The 20009-nt window shown below is 62.4% G+C and carries 18 protein-coding genes; 8 read left to right on the forward strand and 10 right to left on the reverse strand.

What is annotated here, in order from left to right:
* Positions 1-92: 92 nt before the first annotated feature.
* The 4 genes from ACFWPH_RS26405 to ACFWPH_RS26420 form a co-directional block, all read right to left on the reverse strand.
* Positions 93-1055: a hypothetical protein gene (locus ACFWPH_RS26405; protein ID WP_378754814.1), complete on the reverse strand. Its 963-nt coding sequence runs from the start codon at positions 1053-1055 to the stop codon at positions 93-95.
* Positions 1056-1326: 271 nt separating this feature from the next.
* Entirely contained in the window at positions 1327-1638 is a 312-nt protein-coding gene (locus tag ACFWPH_RS26410) for a hypothetical protein (RefSeq protein WP_378754815.1), read from the reverse strand.
* Between the two features lie 204 nt (positions 1639-1842).
* Positions 1843-2166, reverse strand: coding sequence for a hypothetical protein (locus ACFWPH_RS26415; RefSeq protein WP_378754816.1), 324 nt, complete (start codon positions 2164-2166; stop codon positions 1843-1845).
* Positions 2167-2233: 67 nt separating this feature from the next.
* Positions 2234-2581 (reverse strand): hypothetical protein, encoded by a 348-nt coding sequence (locus ACFWPH_RS26420; RefSeq protein ID WP_378754817.1) that lies wholly within the window; start codon positions 2579-2581, stop codon positions 2234-2236.
* A gap of 169 nt (positions 2582-2750) precedes the next feature.
* On the opposite strand from ACFWPH_RS26420, the gene ACFWPH_RS26425 reads away from it, so the two are divergent.
* From ACFWPH_RS26425 to ACFWPH_RS26440, 4 genes are all read left to right on the forward strand, one after another.
* Positions 2751-4046: a helix-turn-helix domain-containing protein gene (locus ACFWPH_RS26425; RefSeq protein ID WP_378754818.1), complete on the forward strand. Its 1296-nt coding sequence runs from the start codon at positions 2751-2753 to the stop codon at positions 4044-4046.
* A gap of 15 nt (positions 4047-4061) precedes the next feature.
* The gene (locus ACFWPH_RS26430; protein ID WP_378754819.1) at positions 4062-4373 is read left to right on the forward strand and encodes a 4a-hydroxytetrahydrobiopterin dehydratase; all 312 of its coding nucleotides are present in this window, start codon (positions 4062-4064) and stop codon (positions 4371-4373) included.
* A gap of 317 nt (positions 4374-4690) precedes the next feature.
* Complete coding sequence (locus tag ACFWPH_RS26435; RefSeq protein WP_378754820.1) at positions 4691-6217, forward strand: DEAD/DEAH box helicase family protein; 1527 nt, start codon at positions 4691-4693, stop codon at positions 6215-6217.
* Positions 6214-6774: a hypothetical protein gene (locus tag ACFWPH_RS26440; protein ID WP_378754821.1), complete on the forward strand. Its 561-nt coding sequence runs from the start codon at positions 6214-6216 to the stop codon at positions 6772-6774. The genes ACFWPH_RS26435 and ACFWPH_RS26440 overlap by 4 nt, the downstream gene beginning before the upstream one ends.
* A 96-nt stretch (positions 6775-6870) precedes the next feature.
* On the opposite strand, the gene ACFWPH_RS26445 is transcribed toward ACFWPH_RS26440, so the two are convergent.
* The 6 genes from ACFWPH_RS26445 to ACFWPH_RS26470 all read right to left on the reverse strand — a co-directional run bounded on the left by ACFWPH_RS26445 (position 6871) and on the right by ACFWPH_RS26470 (position 11272).
* Complete coding sequence (locus tag ACFWPH_RS26445; protein WP_378754822.1) at positions 6871-7953, reverse strand: DUF3644 domain-containing protein; 1083 nt, start codon at positions 7951-7953, stop codon at positions 6871-6873.
* A 452-nt stretch (positions 7954-8405) separates the two neighbouring features.
* Positions 8406-8708: a hypothetical protein gene (locus ACFWPH_RS26450; protein WP_378754823.1), complete on the reverse strand. Its 303-nt coding sequence runs from the start codon at positions 8706-8708 to the stop codon at positions 8406-8408.
* 301 nt (positions 8709-9009) lie between these two features.
* Positions 9010-9600: a DUF4352 domain-containing protein gene (locus ACFWPH_RS26455; RefSeq protein ID WP_378754824.1), complete on the reverse strand. Its 591-nt coding sequence runs from the start codon at positions 9598-9600 to the stop codon at positions 9010-9012.
* A 234-nt stretch (positions 9601-9834) separates the two neighbouring features.
* A complete protein-coding gene (locus tag ACFWPH_RS26460) occupies positions 9835-10491 on the reverse strand; it encodes a hypothetical protein (protein ID WP_378754825.1) in 657 nt (218 codons plus the stop codon).
* Between the two features lie 128 nt (positions 10492-10619).
* On the reverse strand, positions 10620-10919 hold the full coding sequence (locus tag ACFWPH_RS26465; RefSeq protein WP_378754826.1) for a hypothetical protein: 300 nt from the start codon (positions 10917-10919) through the stop codon (positions 10620-10622).
* A gap of 14 nt (positions 10920-10933) precedes the next feature.
* Positions 10934-11272 carry a hypothetical protein gene (locus tag ACFWPH_RS26470; protein WP_378754827.1) on the reverse strand — a complete coding sequence of 113 codons (339 nt, stop codon included), beginning with the start codon at positions 11270-11272 and terminating at the stop codon, positions 10934-10936.
* Between the two features lie 184 nt (positions 11273-11456).
* On the opposite strand from ACFWPH_RS26470, the gene ACFWPH_RS26475 reads away from it, so the two are divergent.
* From ACFWPH_RS26475 to ACFWPH_RS26490, 4 genes are read left to right on the forward strand one after another with little or no spacing between them, the layout of a single operon-like run.
* Positions 11457-13481, forward strand: coding sequence for an N-6 DNA methylase (locus tag ACFWPH_RS26475; protein ID WP_378754828.1), 2025 nt, complete (start codon positions 11457-11459; stop codon positions 13479-13481).
* Positions 13478-15463, forward strand: a complete 1986-nt coding sequence (locus ACFWPH_RS26480) for an N-6 DNA methylase (RefSeq protein ID WP_378754829.1) — start codon at positions 13478-13480, stop codon at positions 15461-15463. Before ACFWPH_RS26475 ends, ACFWPH_RS26480 begins: the two co-directional genes overlap by 4 nt.
* Positions 15460-16785, forward strand: a complete 1326-nt coding sequence (locus tag ACFWPH_RS26485) for a restriction endonuclease subunit S (protein ID WP_378754830.1) — start codon at positions 15460-15462, stop codon at positions 16783-16785. The genes ACFWPH_RS26480 and ACFWPH_RS26485 overlap by 4 nt, the downstream gene beginning before the upstream one ends.
* Before the next feature lie 5 nt (positions 16786-16790).
* Positions 16791-20000 carry a type I restriction endonuclease subunit R gene (locus ACFWPH_RS26490; RefSeq protein WP_378754831.1) on the forward strand — a complete coding sequence of 1070 codons (3210 nt, stop codon included), beginning with the start codon at positions 16791-16793 and terminating at the stop codon, positions 19998-20000.
* The last annotated feature ends 9 nt before the right edge of the window (positions 20001-20009 follow it).

The raw sequence follows: 20009 nt of genomic DNA on the forward strand, positions 1-20009 counted from the left end.
GCTGTACCCACGCGAGTTCTTCTGTGCCACAAACAACTCCATTCAGCCACCCAATTCTACTTTGGGCTGCTGTCCGAGAATCTTGGGGCACCTCAGAGATTCTTCTGCTTTTCCGCATTGAACCAAGTGTCGGTGTAGCTCAGGCCTTGAAGGGAGCCCGGGCCCGGCGGGTCGAAGTCGATCCCCGCCGTTCGGCTCCGGTTCCATCCGTCCGAATCAGTGGTCATGTCGCCCTTGGGATCCAGGCCGGCGGCAGCCAGCGTGGTGGACACGAAGTGTGCGCAGTTGTTCTCGAATATATCTATCGAGGTGTCGTCCGCGTGTTCACGGGCGAATTCCACCGCCGCGACTGCGTTGTAGCCGTTCGAACCTTCGAGTTCATTCTTGACACTGTCGGGGATGCCTTCGAGCTCGTGGAGTTCAACCGGCACCGCCAACATGAGTTGCTCTCGTCGTTCGACGGATAGCGAATTCCACCATGCTTCGACTACATCGGGTGGCTGGCCTTGCGGGAGGGTTTCGCGGATTGCGTCCAAGGCATCGGTCACCGCAGCGGATTGTTGGGCGGTTGCATCCTCCAGGGTGGCGGTGTCGACGTTGATGCTCAGCTTTCGGAGTGCGTCTGCGACTTCCTGATCGGCGCGGTTCGCCGCATCGATCGCATCCTTGATCAATGTGTTGTATCGGTTGCAGTCGTCCAATGCGGTATCCGGATCATGATGACCCTCGGGAACGACCAATATGTCGCCTTCGAGTCGCAGACCCGCGACGGCGCCGGCGGAAATCGCTGAGCTTGCCTGACCCTGAGCAATTCGGGCGGCGTCTTCCAATGTGTCCAGTGCTGTTACAGCTCCGCGCAGCAGTACCGCGACTTCTTCCAGTTTTCCGGTGACGTCTGAAATCCGATTTCGAGCGATTTCGCCCAAATAATCCGTCCATGATTCTTCGAGGCGGCGAGAGCCGTTCGCGTGGATCGCAGTGACGGCCTCCTCACAGTCCTTGGCTGCGGCGAGCAGGTCGTCAGCTGCTGCTTGCCACTTGGGTGGATCGGCCATTCGGAGTTGATGTAGATTCACAGGCCCCCTTCTGCTCCCGGCCGCCTCCCAGCATAGGACTGGCGATCGACGCACATCAAGCCCGGGTGACCGCTATATTTTCGCTGGTGGTGGGGGGATCATGGCTTGTTCCGCGTTCGGACAGGGCGCTACCAAGACGAGGGCGGCCAGTGAAAGGCCGGCTATGGGCTCGTCGTGAGGGTGAGCGCTACCGGATGTGCCCCCGAGGTCTACGTGGGGATCGGCTGGAAGCCCTTCTCGCCGACGGCGATCATGCACGCCGGTCCAGGACTCCGGCCTCGTACACCGCTTCATCGAGATGGACCGACATCAGCTGTATCCAGGTCTGCCACGGTGTGCTCGCGCCCGCGGGTTTTCCGGTGTTTGCCGCGAGGCGTAGGTAGTAGGCGCGGAGTTCCTGGCCGGTAACAGCGAAGGTCAGTGGGTGTTTCACGGGTTCGTCGTCGACAGCCGTGATCTGCAGCCGACCCGCTGTATCTCGCTCGATCCTGTAGCCGGCGCCGGCCCCGACGCGGATCACCGACTCGGTCAGTTCGGCGGCGCTGGGTTCAGGCGTTTCCACGACATCCTCCTCCCGGGAAGGCGGTGATCACTATTCCGCCTGCTGTCACGATCACGGTGGTATGGACGGTCTGCGCTATTGCGCCGGTGGTCCGGTCGACCGGAACGCGGAGGGTTCACGGCTTGTCTCGGCGTTCGGGCAGCGTCACCGCCAGGATCAGCACGGCGAGTGGCAGGCCGATCGCGATGGCAAATCCGAGTGTGATCACTGTTCGGTCCGGTGCTGTGTGGTGATTGCCGACCCCAGGGGATAGGTCTGTGTTCCGGTGATCAGGTCGGCGGCTTGGGTGACCACCCACCACGGGACGCGGGGCTCGAGGGCGGCGAGGTGGGGGATCACGACCGCGTCCGCGGCGTGCTCCAGGGCGTACTGGACGGCGATCAGCGCGGCCAGGGCAGCGACGGTATCCGTGTGGACAGTGTGGACGATGGTCAGCCGGTGTTTCCGCGTCAGTGCTTCATAGGTGGCCGGGTCGTGGGTGCTGTGCAGGAGGGCAACCGCCCGTGTCGGTGCGTCCGGTTCCGTCACAGTGCTTGCCCCTCCACGATTCGATATGGACGTACCGGGAGCGAGCCGCACGCCCTCGGTCCGGCGGTCACTGGTGGTCCTCGATGTACTGTGCGGCGAGCTGGAACCGGGGGCAGTTGTGTTTGGTGTGGTCGGCCATCAGGTGGATGGCGTGTGCTCGTCCGCGGATGGGGTGGGTGCTTTGGCAGGCTGCTGGGTGGTCGAGGTGGCGCAGGCCCGTGGCGACGCGTTCGAGGAGGTCGCGGTTGCGGGTGTGCCAGAGTCGGAGGGGCGCCATCGACTGGTTGTGCGCGCGTCTGGTGGGGAGTTTCGGTAGTTCCTGGTGCAGGTGGTCGTCGACCGAGGCGGTACCGGAAGGGATCGGGTCCACGCAGGCCGGCTCGCGGACGGTGGTTTCGGTTGAAGGAACGGGCATAACGGTCGGCTCCGGGTTCTGTCGGGGCGAAAGTCGAGCGTGCGCCTCTGCGGATTGCGGTAATGATTGGTTTCAGCATTGCCGTGTTCTTGCGGCAGAAGGACACACCGAACCCGTACGGAGGCCGTACCCTGGCGGTATTTGCAGCGGAGGGGAGAACGCCGAAACGATGACGATTATCAAGTGGACTGGGCTCGAGGTCGCCGCGCTGCGTACAGCGTTGCGGGACACGCAGGTTCAGTTCGCCGACCGGATCGGTTGTTCGATCGAGTCGGTCGGCAAATGGGAGCGCAGGGGCGCAGACATCACGCTGGGTGCGAAGTACTCCGAGTGCATGGACACCGCCCGAAGGAGACTCGACGACGAGCAGCAGGCGCGCTTCGAGGCCGCACGACAGGATCCGGATGCGCGTATTCGACCCGATGGAGGCGTACAACCAGACCCGGGCAGCTCCACAGTTGTGCATGATGAGCAGGAAGCCGAGTTCGATGAGCTGAACCGTCGACAGTTCGGGACCGCGTTCCTGGGCTTGACCGCACTCGCGGCCAAGCCCTCTGACGCAACGCCGCCAGTCGCACCTGAACTCGTGGACTACTTCCGAAGCCAATTGGCAGGGCACTACACAGCGGACCGTTTTCTCGGTTCCTTGCAGTTGATACCGACAGCCATCCCGCAGTACGAGTTGCTGTGCAGACTGGCCGGTGCGGCGACCGGAAGGCTGCGCGGCGATTTCTGGAGCGTTGGGACAGGCTACGCGGCATTTATCGGGTGGCTCTATCAGGACGCGGGAGACCTGCGCAGGTCGGCCTACTGGCTCGACCAGATGCTCGAGCGTGCGCATCGCTCACAGGATGTGCAGCTCGTGGGCTTCGCCCTTCACAACAAGGCCATGCTCGAGGCGGATAAGAGAGACGGACACGGAGTCCTGGACCTGACCGGCGCAGCGTTGCAGCAGCGCACGCGCCTATGCCCCAAAGTAGAAATCCTTCTGCTCCAGCAGGCTGCCCACGGCACATCTTTGATCGCTAGCGATGATGCGGCCGACGAGTGTGGCCGACTGCTCGACCAGGCCGCCGACCTGCTCGACGCTATCGATGACGAGTACCCGTGGGGTGCCTGCCGGTCGCGCAGGTATATCGACGTCCAGCGCGCCACCGTCTGGACCCGGCTGGGCCGAACGAACGACGCGATGAAGTTGTGGGAGGAAATCATTCCCGACATCCCGGCTTCGGAAAGCCGTGACCGGGGCGTCTTCAGCGCTCGGTACGCGCAGGCATTGGCCGCAGCTGGGGAGCCGGAACAAGCCGTGGCTACGGTTTCCGCCATTCCGCCGCTGGTGGTCAAGACGAGTTCCGCGCGGATGCGCGCGGAACTTTTCACGTTGCGGAAGCGCATGGAACCTTGGAGTCACGAGTTGGCAGGCCGTGAGCTCGAAGGACTGCTGTCCAATTTCGCAGAGAACTAGTCCGGGGAGATAGAAGTGGTGGCACCACGGGATGAGGTACTGACGGCCGAACAGGTGAGCGAAAGACTTGCGGCTCTGGATGGCTGGCGCGGTGACACCTCTGCCGTCACGAAAGACTTCGCGGTCGACTACGACACTGCGATCGAGATCGTCGCCGAGATCGGTAAGGCGGCGGTCGAGCTGGAGCATCGTCCAGACATCGACATCAGGTGGGGTTGGCTACGAGTCTCCATGACGACGCATACAGCCGGAGACGTGGTAACCGAACTCGACTTCCTACTCATCGCTCGGATAGAAGCAATTGCCGGATCGTACGGGGGGAGGTAGATCGACCCAGCATCGGTTCGCGGGCCTTACAGTTCCGGGACCTAAACGCGCGGCCGCCGACCCGGTCCGCTGGTGGGCCCAAATCGCTGGTCGCCGGCGTGGGTCTGTATGGCCGATAAGCCTGTCGAAATCGCAGGCATCGATGGATGGCCCGCAGCCTGGATGCCCAGGTCGAAGCGTTCAACCCGAATGCTCGACCAAGGCCCTTATCGCGGTCCGACGTACCATCGCCCGCATGTAAAACCAAGACACAGACTACGGCTACTGCAGGCGCCCTCGCGCCTTACGGATGAATCACTCACACGAAGGGAAGCAAGGTGGGGGATCATGAGCCCATCGACCGGCTAACGGCGGCACCGCCCCAACAAACCCTCCGTTACTACCAGGTTGACCTGATCGCCCGGGTCGAAGAGGCGCTAGCCGACGGTGTTCGCAACCCCACCGTCTACATGGCGCCAGGCACCGGAAAGACAACAACAGCCTTTCATCTGATCAGCCGACTAGGGGAATCTGGGGTAGCCCCACGGGTCTTGTACCTCGCGAAGGCCAGGGCAGTGGCGCTCCAAGCCCTCAACATGGCACGGCAACTTACTGAGCAACCGAGCAACCCCCTAAGTGGATACCTGACGTTTTCAGGAGCTGAGGGGTTTGCTTCAGTCATTGCAATAAGAGAGTCGGACAGAAGCGCTAGATTCCTTTGTGCAATGTCAATTCATGAACTAGATCGGGCAATCGCGACATACCGGTCGGGTGGTCTTGACAATATCGATCTCGCTATGTCCGTTGTCGGTGGATTATTCGATCTGGTCGTCATAGATGAATGGAGTGCTGAAGATCTATCGGTGGTTGGTAACGCGGCCGAATTCCTAAATAGTTTATCTAATGCAAGCACTATCAGGTTCGCTTCGTCGCCCCTCTCATCGATAGATAACTTGGTGTTTTCGTACGAGCCCGGTCAAGCCCTTGCGGACGGCTTCGTAATCGACTACCGATCCCTGCCCACGCTGCAGTCCAGTCGCTGGGGCAGGGAGTCATCTGGGGCTAGCGGAAGGGTGTTTATAGTTTGCGCTGAAGAGGATCGACCCGAAGGTCACCGAATTAACGTCGAGATGCTAAATTCGGGCTTCGATTCTCAAGTTAAATTCGCTGATCAATCGACTTCTACGGATCCGCTCGTCGATGTGCTCTTTGAAATGGGAAAGGGTGACGTCGTAATATATTGTCTGTCGCCGTATTCTGTCGACGAGCCCAGGCTGCAAAGCGGTTTGGACAGACTCTTCGCTCGGCGTGGTACTACACTGCTGTTTGCTATCGTTAAGCCCTGTGTCATACCGCGAGCCTTATCCGGCCATGCGGTGGTCGACGCAATGGGTAGCCTTGCCGGGTTGGTCAACAGTCTGAAGTGGGCAAATATAGTCGAATTATCCGACCTTCGGCCAGTCGAATTTACAAATCTGGTCTCCGAACTGCTGTCGCGAATCGGGTTTTCCATCGGGAAGAAATCTGAATCAGCCATCGCATCGACGTACTTCCAGGGTGTCTATCGAGATTATCTCGGGCTCGCCGATCCTACCGAATATATTATCCAAGTAAAGTGTGGGCCGAGTGGGCGAATCTCGGTTCGAGACCTCTGGGCTGCCGCGGATCGCGCTCGATATAGTGCAGCGCACATACTGCTCATCACCAACTTTCAATTGACTAGCCTGGCGATTGGTCACCTTACTGATGCCGATAATAGGAATGAAAAGCTGCGGGTACTCGATGGACTACGCATCAAGAATTTACTCTTGAATGAGCCAGACCTCGTTGCTAAGTATTTCCCCCTCGGTGAGGTATACCTATGACCGCAGTAAGTGGGGGCGGCATCGATGTGTCCGGAATCCGACGGCGCCTTGATGCATGCCCGCCTGGGCCCTCGGGATGGCGGGAGTATGAAGACGTTGGAGTGGAGGTGTTGAAATATCTGTTAGTCCCACCGCTGTCGCGTCCGCTGATTCAGGCAAAGACCCTGTCTGGAATTGACCGGCGGGATGCGATATTTCCGAATCGCATTACGGACTCAGGTACTCCGTGGGGGCTCCTGTACAGCGAACTGAATGCAAGGCTCATTCTGGTGGAGTTCAAGAACTACGATCGAGTGGAAATTGGTAAAGAAGAAGTTGATCAGACGCGAAATTACATGAAATCCACCATGGGTCAGTTGGCGATCGTTTGTTGCAATAAACCTCCGTCCGCTGCTGCGATGAGGCGTCGGAACATCGTATTCTCCGACGAGCGCAAGGTGATATTGTTCCTCACGACAGCCCACATGCTGGAGATGATCGACATGAAAGAACGCGGGGAAGATCCATCGGAGTTTATTATCGACAGCTATGAATCGTTTTTGATTCAACATGAGTGAACTTTGCTGGGTTGGGGCTCGTAAACGCATGCCCGACTCGGCGAACGTGATTAGATGAAGTTGGCGACGTATAGACAGCCTTATATCACGAGGCGGCTATACGGAGTGTTCAGCACTACTTTTTTCTCTGGGTGTGACACCTAAGAGTTGGCGGAATCCACTTTCCGTGGAACATTCTCGGACAACCTTACGAACGTATGCCTTTGTGTAGCCATAGTCGTTGTGACGCTCATCGTACACGCAGTACTTTTCGTCCGTCTGTTCCGGATGCGCTGAGTTTGTGACTGGCCGCACCGCCAGCGATTTCCAAGATTTTGTGAAATGCGTCATATTAAAAACAAACGAGATCTGCTGCGCTACTCGTGCAACGACCTGGTTTGGTTTCAGCAGTCCCGCTCCAACCACCGGGCGTTGTCGCTCCCTTGTAATGACCCTGCCCGTACGCCCCATGCTCTCCAATGTCGCGCGTTCTTCATTCGTCAAATCGTCGAACCTGGTGAACTGGATGGCAAGAGCGCTAGGGTCGCGTGGAGCAAGCTCCGTGGTTACCCGGAGTCGTAATTCGAATCGCGAGTCGGATTCGACGTCTTCGTCGAGCCCTGCGTGATAACTTGCAATATAATCTCGGAGCGATGCAGGTAGGTTCTTCCGAAGATTGTGCAAGGCGTCAACGCCGGCATCGGTAAAGGAACCGATGAATACTGGGAACTTCAGCACGGTAGCTAACGAGTTATCGTGTCCGAACTGGTCTGTCAGCTCGTTCTCGTAGTTAAGCAGATGTGCCTGAGCGTGACCGCTAAGTACGGTGGCCAATGCCTTCTGCTGGCGAGCGTACCGATGTTCGATCTTGTTTCTCAGGCCGATGAAGAACTCAAGATTCGCCCGCACCGGATCGGTCGATGCCTCCCATTGACGGGCAACGCACTTTCTGAGATCCCAACGCTTAGCCTCTCCGTCCACCTTGACCAGACGCCGTGGATTATCTGTTCGATGGTACCGGTAATCGACCCCATCCCGAGTGAACTCGGCATGCAGTAGATAAAGCCAAGCGAGGTGCATGTGCACGACAAACCCCTCGAAGGATCGAGTCTCTGTCGAGTCGTTGTAAAGACGTACGGCTAAGCGTGCCTCGTCCCTACTTGCTTGAACGATTGGCAAATATGGCTTCGGTCGAGCCATGCTATTCCCCTAACATCCGCCGAGCCACGGCGCGAACGCCGTCGCTGGCTGGGTTTGACAGACAGGTCTCCAAGGCTGTGCATAGCAGACATTGGCCAGGGTGGAGAAGTGAGCGTGGGCGAGATGCCGGTCGGATTCACCGTTCACGCTTCGGATCGGTTCGTCGTAGGTGATGCCACTTGCGGATAGGCCTTGAGACGAGGAACTGGCGCCGTTTCCGGTTTTCGGAGGCGAGTTTGGTGGGAGTTGGCAGCCGTTAACGTCGTAGGGGGCGTTGATCTGGTGATCGAGCCGGCGATTCTCCTCATCGACGAGTAAGGCCGGAGGCGGAACTACCGGCCGCAAGGGGTGGGGTCACCCCGTGAGCGCGAACTCGGGGGCATATCGGTGGTGCCGCCCATCCTGTTTCAAGCGAAACCGGTTGGACAGCACCGTGCTTCCATGCGTCAGCACTACCCGGTGTTTCGGCCGGGACCAAAGGATTCGAGACGTGTGCCTGTGGCTTTCGCCATGATAGGCAGGTCGTGGGCAGCAACCCGGGTGGCGAGTGCAAGGGCGATATCCGCGGCCGTGGACGCGTCGGGTCCGGCGTGGTAGTGCCGCTCGACACGTGTACCGAGTGCGGTGGCTACTTCCTGTAACCCGTGCCAGCGCAGGTCGGGCAGGAGTTGCTCCGCCCACCGCCGGGTGCAGCCGTACTGCCAGCTCGGCACCAGTATCCGGCTGTGGTCGCACGCCCGTGCCACGGCCGCCATAACGAAGGAGGCTCTATGGGCGACCACCGGAAGCCCGTCGATTGCCGCCACCCGCGGCCCTCAACTGCTCGGCGAAGGAGGGCTGGTCCTCCACCATTTCAGCGGTGATGCCGTGGCTTCCGACGTTCACGGGGCCGAAGCTGTGCACCGGTGCGGGTGGACGGCATAGCCAGTTGTGGGTGCAGATGCGGGTGTCGTTGCGGACGATCGCGACCCCGATCGCGAAGATGCTGCCGTATTTCTGGTTCGCCGTCTCGACGTCGAGGGCGGCGAACGGATGGGAGCTATGCGGCTCGAGATGTCACCGCACCGCGACGCGGATGCCGCCGGAGAACATCGAGTCGTGGAATTCCAGTGCTGCGGGCTGGGCGCCGATGGGGACGTCGAAGGCGAGGATCACCGAGAATTTGTTGCCGGGGTTGATTTCGGTGTGGATGTCGTCGTTGAGGTAGATCTCGGCTTCGGTGTCGTTGGTGAATTCGCGGCCCTGGGCGTCGATGAGTTTCTGGTTGCTGCCGAAGTAGGACTGCGGCTGGTCGCTGGTGTTGTTGACGTCGATGTGGACGAGGATGAATTCGCCCTGGGCGGTTTTGCTGAGGAAGTCGCCGCCCACCGATTTCACCGGCGGTTCCACCTCGGTGACGACGAAGGCGAATTTGCCGTCGCGTACTTCTGATCCGACGGGGGCGATGGTCTCGCCGTCGTCGGGCGCGGAGCCGGCGCTGACGCTGCTGGTCGGAGTGTCCGCGTCGTCGGCGCTGGTGGCGACGAGGCCGGCGCATCCGCCGCAGAGGAGGATGGAGAATCCGAGGACGCCGAGGACGATCCAGAGGCCGGTGCGGCTCTTGCGCGGGGGCTGGGGGTAGGGGAGGGGGTATTGCGGATTGGTCATCTGACCGGGCTCCTTGGTTTCGAAGTGATTCGGGCATGCGGGACTGCCGCCGGGCATCCAGCGAAGTTGTGTATGCGGTGGGAGAGGGGCCGACTGTGCGGCCGTTGCCGGCGCTCGATAGGAGGCGGCCGGTGGGAATCGTCGTGGGCGGTACGCGCACGGGGCGGTGGAGGTGACGCGTACCGACCGATGCGAAACCTGGTTCTGCCGTTTTCTGTCAGGCAGAACCTGCGGCTACCAGCAGTAGCGGTGGTCGCCGATGTACTCGCATTCCTCCTGGTAGTCCCACTGGTCCGGGACGTCGGAGTTGGGGATGGCGGCACCGGCCGCGCCGCCGAGTGCCATTCCGCCGAAGACGCCCGCGAGCAGGCCGATCGGCACGCTGATCGGGATCAGCAGACCGCCGGCGGCGATCCCGACGACCATGCCGACGAACAGGCCGGCGAGCGCACCCACCCCACCGCCGATCGCGATTCCGGCCTCGATGCTGCGCTGGCGCGGCGAGGTCTTGCGCCAGTACCCGATATCCTGCGCGGCGACGTCGGCGACCAGTTTCGTACCGCCGGCCTCGACCCGTGGAGCGAGCGTGAGCATATGCGCGCCGACCTGCACCGCACGCGGGACGCTCGCGATGCGGTTGCCGTTTCCGGCGACGATGTCGACCGAGTCCTCGGTGATCTCGAACGCCCCGCCGGTGAGCTCGGCGGACAGGGTCCGTCCGTCGCGACCGATGAGGTACCCGACGCCCTGGTCGACACCCTGGGCGCTGTGCGGGACCGCGTTCGAGATTTCCGCCGCGGTGGGTTGCGGAGCCGCGACGGCAGTGTTCTCGACAACGCCCAGTGCAGCGACGGCGAGAGCGGCGGCGACAGTGAATTTCTTGATCTTCATGGTGGTTCGGTTCTCCGTGATCCGGGCGTGCGGGGACAGGCCCCGCGCGAGGGTTCCCGCGGGGTTGCGTTGTGGTGTGTGAAACCTCGGGGGATCCGGGCCGCCCACGCGGCGGCCCGGACCGGGGGCTACGAGAGCCCGTCGAAGCTGCCGGTGGCCATCAGGCCCAGCAGATGCAGCGGGATCTCGCCGTAGGGCACCACCGAGAGCCGGTAGCGGCCGTTGTTCAGCCGGTCGCAGAGCACGACCGCGCCGGTGACGGGACCGTAGGCGGCCTTGTCGGCGTTGCAGGCCCATTCGGCGTCGTAACCGGAGTAGTGCCGGACATGGGTTTCGGCACCGGCGGTTCCGGCGCCGAGCCCGACGGTGAGAGCGGTGGCGGCGCCTGCGGCCAGGACGGAAGCGGTGATTCGAGTGCGTACGGACACGCGGACTCCTGGATTCAGGCCACCGGCTCGGTGCCGGCGGCGGGGTTGTTTGCGCTGTTGCGGGGCTGGCTGGTGAGGTGCCAGCCGGCGCATTTCGGGCATCGGTAGGCCCGCTGCTCCCGTCTTCTGGGGTTGTCGTGGTCGATGCCGGCCAGGATCAGCTCGGCGGTTTCGGGGTCGAAATAGCGGACTTTCCCCGTATCCGCGCACCGGCCGCGCCGGGGGAGCGGCGGCAGGCCGCGGAGGTCGTCGCCGTGCCGCAACCGCAGCGGCCGGTGTCCGCGGGCGGCGAGGCGGCGTCGGTAGCCCTTGTCGCGTCCGTGGTCGATGAGCTGGTCGCGGTGGTTGGACATGGCGGTACTCCTTGCAACACAAAAGGATTCGGAGTTGAAGGTCGGCGGTCCGGGTGGCTGCCGTGTGCCGAGAACGCTAGACGACTACAGTCTGCAAAGCAAGTGAAAACATTGTCAATCGATGAAACTAAGGTTGACGAAGATGCTTGCACAGCCTAAGTTGTTCGTTGACGAAAGGAGGCGTATGTCCGAAACCGCCCCACTGGTCACCGCCGCGGATATCTCCCGGCTGGCCGGTGTCAGTCGAGCGACCGTCAGCAACTGGCGCCGGCGGCATCCGGGCTTCCCGTCTCCCACGGGCGGCAATGAAGCCCGGCCGGTTTTCGACCTGGTCGAGGTGCAGCAGTGGCTGCGCGAACGCGGCTTCGATTCCACGGAATCGCCGCTCAATCATCTGCGTACCGTGCTGCGGGCTCAGGTGGAACCGGCCGAGATCCCGGCGCTCCTCGCGAAGCTGGCCCCGGCCGGCGCAGCGCTCGGCCCACCGGAGGCAAATGACGAGAATTCGGAGGTGATGCGTGCGGTACGTGCCGCCGTTGCCGACGCCGGCACGGGTCCGGCCATCGAGGTGCTCGCCGAACGCGGCTTGGAGGAAAGCCCGACCACCGGCGTCTATACGACACCCGCCGAGGTCGCGGACTTGATGGCGGCCTTGGCGCGACCGTCCGGGGTCGAGGGCGGGTCGGTGCTGGATCCGGCATGCGGCAGCGGTGCCCTGCTCGCCGCGGCGGCCCGGCTGGGTGCCTGCGAATGCTACGGGCAGGACATCCTGTCGGTGCAGGCGCAACGGGCCGAACTGAATGTCGCCGTCGACGTGCCTTCTGTCGAGGTGACCACCGAGGTGGGCGACAGCCTCCTCGCCGACGCTTTCCCCGGCCTCGAAGCCGACGCCGTGCTTTGCAATCCGCCCAACCAGCAACGGGACTGGGGTGCCGACGAATTGGCCCTCGACCCACGCTGGACCTATGGGGTGCCGCCACGCGGCGAATCCGAACTGGCCTGGGTCCAGCATGCGCTCGCGCATCTGCGGCCGGGCGGCATAGCGGTACTGCTGTTACCGCCCGCCGTCGCCTCCCGCGGGGCGGGCCGCCGGATCCGCGGCGAGCTGCTGCGGCAGGGCGCGCTGCGTGCGGTGATCGGTCTCCCGGCCGGCGCCGCACCACCACGCCAGCTGGGTCTGCACCTGTGGGTACTGCGCGGGCCAGCCCCCGGCGGCGACCGGACCGGCGATGTGCTGTTCGTGGACGCCGCCCGTCTCGATCCGGCATCGGACCCGGCAAAACCGGGCGCCGTACGCGACCTCACCGAGACCGTCCTCGAAGCCTGGCGCAATTTCGACGAAAGCAGTAGCGAAAAAGGGGTCATGCCCGATGTAGCCGCTGTGGTTCGCGTAATGGACGTCCTGGACGAGGACGTCGACCTGACTCCCGGGCGGTATGTCCGGGCCGCGGTGGATGCCGATCGCACCGCCGACGCCGCGGCCGCCGGGATGCGGGATCTGGCAGACGCCATCGATGACCTGCGCGGCGAGTTCGGCGAACTACCCGGGTTCGGCGGAATCGAGGAGCGCGCGTGGCGTACCGCGACGGTTGCCGACCTCGCCAAGGGCGGTGCACTGGAGGTCCATCTGGCCCGCCCGCGCCGCGACGAGGAGACAATCTCCGACGATCGGTATCTCGGCACGCCGGTCCTCAGCACTCGCGACCTGGTCACGGATTCCGAGCCGACCGGTATCGCGGAGCCCAGCAGTCCGGCCGTGCCGGTAGTCATCGAACCCGGTGACGTCGTGATTCCCCTGCTGCGTGGTACCCGAGAGGAGCGCCCCCGCGCCCGCGTCGCGGGCAGCGCGGAAGCCGGCGCCCTGATCGGCACGAACGTCTTCCTTCTGCGCCCCACCCCCGACCGGCTCGACCCGTGGTTTCTGGCCGGTTTCGTCGCGAGCCCCGAGAATATCGCCGCCACGGTCGGCGCCACTACGATCCGCGTAGTCCCCAGCCGGCTCCGCATCCCCTTGCTACCACTCGACCAGCAGCAGCGTTACGGTGCAATGTTCCAACGGCTGCATCGATTACGCCTTACGGCCCGCCGGGTCGACCGCTCCGCGGCCCGGCTCACCGGTCTACTCGGCACCGGCCTCACCGCCGGCGCCCTCGAACCACACGACTCGCCCGTCGACGCGCGAAGCACCTCCAGGAAAGGTAGGAAGTGAATACCAACAAGCACACCGAACTGGCCAACCACGCATGGTCGGTCGCCGACCTGCTGCGTGGCGATTACAAACAGTCCGACTACGGCAAGGTGATCCTGCCGTTCACGGTGCTGCGCCGGTTGGAGTGCGTGTTGGAACCGACGCGCGCCCAGGTCGCCGAGCAGGCGGCGCAGCTGGCCGACACCGATATCGACCCCGACCCGTTCCTGCGCGCCGCCGCCGGCACGGAGTTCTACAACGCCACCGATATCACCTTGAAGAAGGTACTGGCCGACCCCTCGCACGCGATGAAGAACCTGCTCACCTATATCGGCGGGTTCTCGCCCAACGCCCAAGAGGTGCTGGAGAAGTACGAATTCGCGCAGCAGATACGCAAACTCGACGGCGCGGACCTGCTCTACCAGGTGGTCGGCAAGTTCGCCGACCTGGACCTGCACCCGGACCGAGTGTCGAACCACAATATGGGCTACGTCTTCGAGGAACTGATCCGGCGCTTCGCCGAACAGTCCAACGAGACCGCCGGTGAACACTTCACTCCGCGCGAAGTGATCGAGCTGATGGCGAACCTCCTGCTCGCCCCCGACGAGGACAAGATCTTCCGCCCCGGCGTCACGCTGCGCGTCCTCGACCCCGCCTGCGGTACCGGCGGCATGCTCAGTGCCGCCGAGGAGCACATCACCAAGATGAACGCGCAGGCGCGGGTGGAGGTTTACGGCCAGGAGCTGAACCCGGAATCGTGGGCGATCTGCCGCTCCGACCTGATGATCAAAGGTCAGAACCCCGACAACATCGTCTTCGGCAACACCTTCAGCAACCCCGGTCACGACGAGGTCCGCGCCGACTACCTGCTCGCCAACCCGCCGTTCGGTGTGGAGTGGAAGAAGGTGAAGGAGGAAGTCGAATGGGAGCACAAGAACCTCGGTGAGGCCGGAAGGTTCGGTGCTGGTCTGCCCCGGATCAACGACGGTTCGCTGCTGTTTCTGCAGCACATGATCTCCAAGATGAAACCGGCCTCCTCCGGCGGGAGCCGGGTGGCGATCGTCTTCAACGGATCACCGTTGTTCACCGGCGCCGCGGAATCCGGTGAATCGAATATCCGCAGATGGATCATCGAGAACGACCTGTTGGAAGCCGTAGTCGCGCTCCCGGACCAGCTGTTCTACAACACCGGCATCTCCACCTACTTCTGGATCCTCACGAACCGGAAGTCACCCGAGCAGTGCGGCAAGGTGATCCTGTTCGACGCCCGCGACTACTGGCAGAAGATGCGGAAATCCCTGGGCGACAAACGCAAGTTGCTCTCCCCCGGCCAGATCGACGAGATCACCCGCAACTACCGCAACGCACTCGCCATCGCCGCCGATCCCGACCATCCGGCCCATGCCAAGGTGAAGGTCTTCGCCAACAGCGACTTCGGCTACCGCCGCATCACAGTGGAACGCCCGCTGCGGTTGCGGTTCGAACTCACCGAGGAAGCTCTGGACAAACTCGCCGCGGCGGCACCTATCAAGAAGGCGTACTCGGATACCGAGGTTTTCCGGAAACTGCTGCAGCCGCTGGTCGAATCGCGGTGGTCGGCGAAGACCGACGCGATCTCGGCGCTGAAAGATGCCGTAGTGGGCGTCGGTGAACCGTGGCCGACGGGCGCGCCGTTCGCCAAACTGCTGCGCGACGCGCTCGGGGTGCGGGACCCGGAGGGCGAACTGCAGTTGGTGAAAGGCGAACCGGAGCCGGACACTGAACTCCGCGACTACGAGAACGTTCCGCTGGAGCAAGACGTCGAAGACTACCTGAGGTGCGAGGTGCTGCCGCATGTGCCGGAGGCGTGGATCGACCATTCAAAGACCAAGGTGGGATACGAGATTCCGTTCACCCGGTATTTCTATGTGTACACACCGCCTCGGTCGTTGGCTGACATAGACACTGAACTGAAGGCGCTGGAGGCGGAGATTCAGGGGCTCTTGGGCGAGGTGACGCAGTGAGTTCAGTACTCGGGATCGAACTGCCCAATCATTGGCCTGCGATACCGCTAAAGCATGTCACATCGCTGGTTAACCGAGGTACAGCGCCAGAATATGTAGACGACGGGCCAGTGCGGATGGTCAGCCAGGCCGCGAATCAACTGACCGGTATGGATTGGGGGCGATGCCGGTTTCATAATTTCACGGGAAATGTGCAATCCCTGAAGGGGTATCTTCTGCCCGGCGATATTCTCGTCAATTCTACGGGAACCGGAACGCTGGGCCGCGTCGGCTACTTTACGGGATCACCCGACAATCGCCCCTGTGCCGCTGATGGGCATGTGACAGTTGTCCGGACAGTCGAAGATCTCGATTCGAAATTCCTCTTTTACTGGCTGGGATCGGCGCCGTTTTCTGAATACATATATACCGCATTGATCGTGGGAGCCACCAACCAGATCGAGCTAAATCGTGAAAGGCTGCGGGACGCGAAGATCCCTGTCCCTTCGTTGGAGGAGCAGCGCCGCATCGCCGACTTCCTCGACGCCGAAACCTCGCGTATCGACCGCATCTTGGTTCTGCGTCAGCGGAGCATCGCTGTTCTTGGGGACAGAATCACGGCGGTTATTGATTCTCTTGTCAGGGGGCAACGGTATGCGCAGCGCGTGCCGACCGATTTTCTACCACTAGGTGAAGTCCCCGAACCATGGGTTGTTGCTCGACTCCGTAGCCTACGCTGTCAGGTGCAGACGGGTCCATTCGGAAGCCAACTACATGCAGAGGATTATGTGGCTAATGGCTGGCCTGTGGTAAACCCGGCGAACATCACGCCTCAGGGCATTGTTGCGGATACCTCGGTGACCGTTTCGGACGAGGTCAGAGCGCGCCTCACGCGGCATATCCTCGAGGACGGCGATGTCGTGTTCGGTCGTCGTGGAGAACTGGGACGCGCGGCCGTTGTCACCAGCGAGCAGGCAGGATGGATCTGTGGAACCGGGTCCTTGCGTGTGCGGCTAAATTCAGGAGAATTTCACCCCGGGTACCTGATGCGATATTTGGGTATTCCAGCTCTTCGTCACTACTTCCTGGAGCAATCGGTGGGAAGTACAATGGCGAACCTGAACAGCTCTATTCTGTTGGGTATGCCTTTGCTTCTCCCGGACTTTGCGGAGCAAGAGGAAATATCTCGGGAATGTGATTCAGTTGAGCGGGCTATCAGGTATCAAATAGAGCTAATCGAGAAGCAATCCTCTCTACTCGCTGAACGTCGCCAAGCCCTCATCACTGCAGCCGTAACCGGCCAGTTCGACATCTCTACAGCCTCAGGAAGAAACACCACATAGGGGGTATGACAACGATGAGCCCGGTCCACCACGAGATCGTTTTCGGCGACGCCATTGTCGCATCCATGCTGGAATCCGGCTGGCGGCAGGGTAATCCGCATGAGTACCGCGCGGAGCTCGGCGTGGACGCGGGCGAATTGTTCGCCTTCATCGGCGCGACCCAACTGCCGGCGTGGACGGATCTGTGCACCTATTACGGCGAGGATCCCAGCGTCGAATACGACGACCACAACCAGAGCGACGCCCAGCGGGGTTTCCTGAAGGTCCTCGACCAGCAGCTCAACACCAAGGGGCTCATCGAGGTGCTGCGGTCGGGCGTAAAGGATCACGGCGTCCGGATCCACCTCGCCTACTTCAAACCGAACCTGGTCACGTCCGACGACGCTCTCACCGACTACCGTGGCAACCGCCTCACTGTGGTCCGGGAACTCCCGCTCACCAGTAAACCCAACGGTCAGCCCGGCTATGTCGATCTCGCCCTGCTGCTCAACGGCATCCCCGTCGCCACCGCCGAACTCAAGAACCCTCTCACTCGTCAGACCGTCGAGCACGCCAAGAAGCAGTACCGCGAAGAACGCGACCCCACCGAACTCCTCTTCCGGAACAGGGTGGTCGCCAACTTCGCCGTCGACCCGAATCTCGTCTTCGTCACCACCCAGCTCAGCGGCAAGAACACCCGCTTCCTCCCGCTCAACACCGGTTCGGAAGGCCCGGGCGAGCCCGGCGGCGCCGGCAATCCGCCGCCCACCGGCGACCACACCTACGCCACGTCCTACCTCTGGGAGCAGATCTGGCACCCGGACAACTGGCTCGATATGCTGGAGCGTTTCATCCACACCAGCAACACCAAAGGTCCATCGGGCAGGTCCACCCGCAGCACGATCTTCCCCCGCTACCACCAGTGGGACGCCGTCAAGAAGCTCACCGCGCACGCCGCGACGCACGGGGCGGGCCACAACTATCTTGTGATGGCCTCGGCCGGTTCGGGTAAGTCGAACACCATCGGCTGGCTCGCGCACCGCCTCACCGATCTGCACACCCCCACCGATCCCGCCGAACTCGACCCGGCCGCCCGCGAAGCCGGATTGCAGCCGGGAACACCGGTGTTCGACAAGGTCATCATCATCACCGACCGTCGCAACTTGAACTCCCAGCTCAGCGATACCGTCGGCGGTTTCGAGCGGGTGCACGGCCTGGTAGTGGATATCGACGAGAAGCGCGGCTCGAAATCCGCCCAACTCGCCGATGCACTGTCCAAACAGCAGGGCAAGATCATTCCGATCACCTTGCAGACCTTCCCGGCGCTCATCGACTTCCTGCGGAAAAACCCCGCCGAACTGCTGGGTGGCCGGTTCGCGATCATCGTCGACGAGGCGCATTCCTCACAGTCCGGTGATGCCGCGACCGCCGTGCGCGCGGTCCTGCGCGATTTCGGCCTGGACTCCGATGACGAGGAGGGCGGCGCGGTCGAACTCACCCTCGACCAGCGGCTCGAACGTAAAGCCGAGGCCCGGGGGCACGCGAAGAACCTCTCCTATTTTGCGTTCACCGCGACCCCGAAGGCGAAAACCCTCGAGGCATTCGGAACCCGCGAAGGCGACCGCTTCGTCCCGTTCCACACCTACTCCATGCGGCAGGCCATCGAAGAAGGTTTCATCCTCGACCCGCTGCGCAACTACGTCACCTACAAAACCTACTGGCGGCTCGTCAACGAGAACCCCGACGACCGGGAAGTTCCCGAATCGAAGGCCCGGGGGCTGCTCGCCCGGTTCGCGGTGACCCACCCCGCGACGGTCAAACAGCAGGCCGAAGTGATCACCGAGCATTTCGTGGGCCACACTCGTCCGCTGCTGGGCGGGCGCGCGAAAGCCATGGTCGTCACCGATTCCCGGCGCAGCGCCGTCGCCATGGCGCGGGCGATCCGGGAACATCTCGAGATCAGCGGGTACGCGGACGCTTATCCGGATGCCGGCGTACTGGTGGCGTTCTCGGGAACCCTCGACTACGACGGCGAGGAGACCAGCGAGGAGAAGGAGAACGGGCTCAGCGAAGCCGAACTGCCCGCGGCCTTCGCCTACACCCGCGCCGACGATATCGCCACCCGCTCCGGTGGGAAGGGGCAGCGGGAGTACCGGATCCTGGTGGTCGCGGAGAAATACCAGACCGGTTTCGACCAGCCGCTGCTCACCACCATGTATGTGAACAAGAAGCTGAAAGGTATCGCCGCCGTCCAGACCCTGTCGCGGCTCAACCGCACCCATGAGCGCAAGGGACAGGACGATCTGGTAGTCCTGGATTTCGTCAACGACGGCGAAGACATCCAGAATTCGTTCCGGCCGTATTACGAACTGGCCGAAGCGATGCCCACCGACCCCAACCTGCTCTACCTCGCCCAGGACCGGGTGCTGGCCGCGCCGATCCTGCTCTCCCACGAAATGCGGTCCTTCGCCGACGCCTATACCCAGGCCGAGGAGAATGCCGCCGGCTCCGCCGCCGCCTGGCAGAAGCTGCACGCCGACCTCTACCGGCACCTCGAACCCGCCAAAACCCGATTCGCCACGCTCCTGCACAGCGACAACCCCGACGACCACGACACCGCCGAGGAATTCCGTTCGAACCTGCGCGACTACGTGCGCAAATACGGGTTTCTCGCGCAGATCGTGCCGTACCGGGACGTCGAACTCGAAATGCTGCACCTGTTCGGCAAGCATCTGCTGAACGTGCTGCCGCGGCTGGCGGACGGCGGGGTCGATATCGGGGAGATCGACCTCAGCTATCTGCGGGTGCAGAAAATGGGCGAACAGGACATCAGCCTCGCGGCCGAGGGCGCCCAGACACTGCCCGGTTTCGGCGACGGTACCGGCGGCCCGCAGGAGCCGGAGAAATCGCTGCTGTCGGAACTCATCTCGGCGTTCAACGACCGGTTCGGCACCGAGTTCACCGAAGCTGATGTGGCCCAACAGTTCCAGGCGACAGTCGAGGACGAGGGCGTTCAGCTGGCCGCGGTCGGGAACGAGAACCAAGAGGATTTCCAAGGAAAGTTCGCCGAAGTCTTCCAGAAGAAGATGATCGAGAACTACGCCACCCAGCAGAACCTCGGCAACCGCTACTTCAGCAAATCCGACCCCGAGTTCAAGGAAACCCTGAACAAACAGCTCGGCCGCGCTGCATGGCGTCTGCTCAGGCGGCAACATGGCATCGGCGGGGCAGCCTGAACCACGAAA

The organism is Nocardia sp. NPDC058499 (assembly GCF_042719915.1).
In the GTDB taxonomy this organism is placed as follows: Bacteria; Actinomycetota; Actinomycetes; order Mycobacteriales; family Mycobacteriaceae; genus Nocardia.

Excerpts from the sequence above, each read along its gene's own strand:
- ACFWPH_RS26405 (WP_378754814.1), bottom strand. The coding sequence starts at position 1,055 with ATGGCCGATCCACCCAAGTGGCAAGCAGCAGCTGACGACCTGCTCGCC.
- ACFWPH_RS26420 (WP_378754817.1), bottom strand. The coding sequence starts at position 2,581 with ATGCCCGTTCCTTCAACCGAAACCACCGTCCGCGAGCCGGCCTGCGTG.
- ACFWPH_RS26425 (WP_378754818.1), top strand. The coding sequence starts at position 2,751 with ATGACGATTATCAAGTGGACTGGGCTCGAGGTCGCCGCGCTGCGTACA.
- ACFWPH_RS26440 (WP_378754821.1), top strand. The coding sequence starts at position 6,214 with ATGACCGCAGTAAGTGGGGGCGGCATCGATGTGTCCGGAATCCGACGG.
- ACFWPH_RS26445 (WP_378754822.1), bottom strand. The coding sequence starts at position 7,953 with ATGGCTCGACCGAAGCCATATTTGCCAATCGTTCAAGCAAGTAGGGAC.
- ACFWPH_RS26450 (WP_378754823.1), bottom strand. The coding sequence starts at position 8,708 with ATGGCGGCCGTGGCACGGGCGTGCGACCACAGCCGGATACTGGTGCCG.
- ACFWPH_RS26455 (WP_378754824.1), bottom strand. The coding sequence starts at position 9,600 with ATGACCAATCCGCAATACCCCCTCCCCTACCCCCAGCCCCCGCGCAAG.
- ACFWPH_RS26460 (WP_378754825.1), bottom strand. The coding sequence starts at position 10,491 with ATGAAGATCAAGAAATTCACTGTCGCCGCCGCTCTCGCCGTCGCTGCA.
- ACFWPH_RS26470 (WP_378754827.1), bottom strand. The coding sequence starts at position 11,272 with ATGTCCAACCACCGCGACCAGCTCATCGACCACGGACGCGACAAGGGC.
- ACFWPH_RS26475 (WP_378754828.1), top strand. The coding sequence starts at position 11,457 with ATGTCCGAAACCGCCCCACTGGTCACCGCCGCGGATATCTCCCGGCTG.
- ACFWPH_RS26490 (WP_378754831.1), top strand. The coding sequence starts at position 16,791 with ATGACAACGATGAGCCCGGTCCACCACGAGATCGTTTTCGGCGACGCC.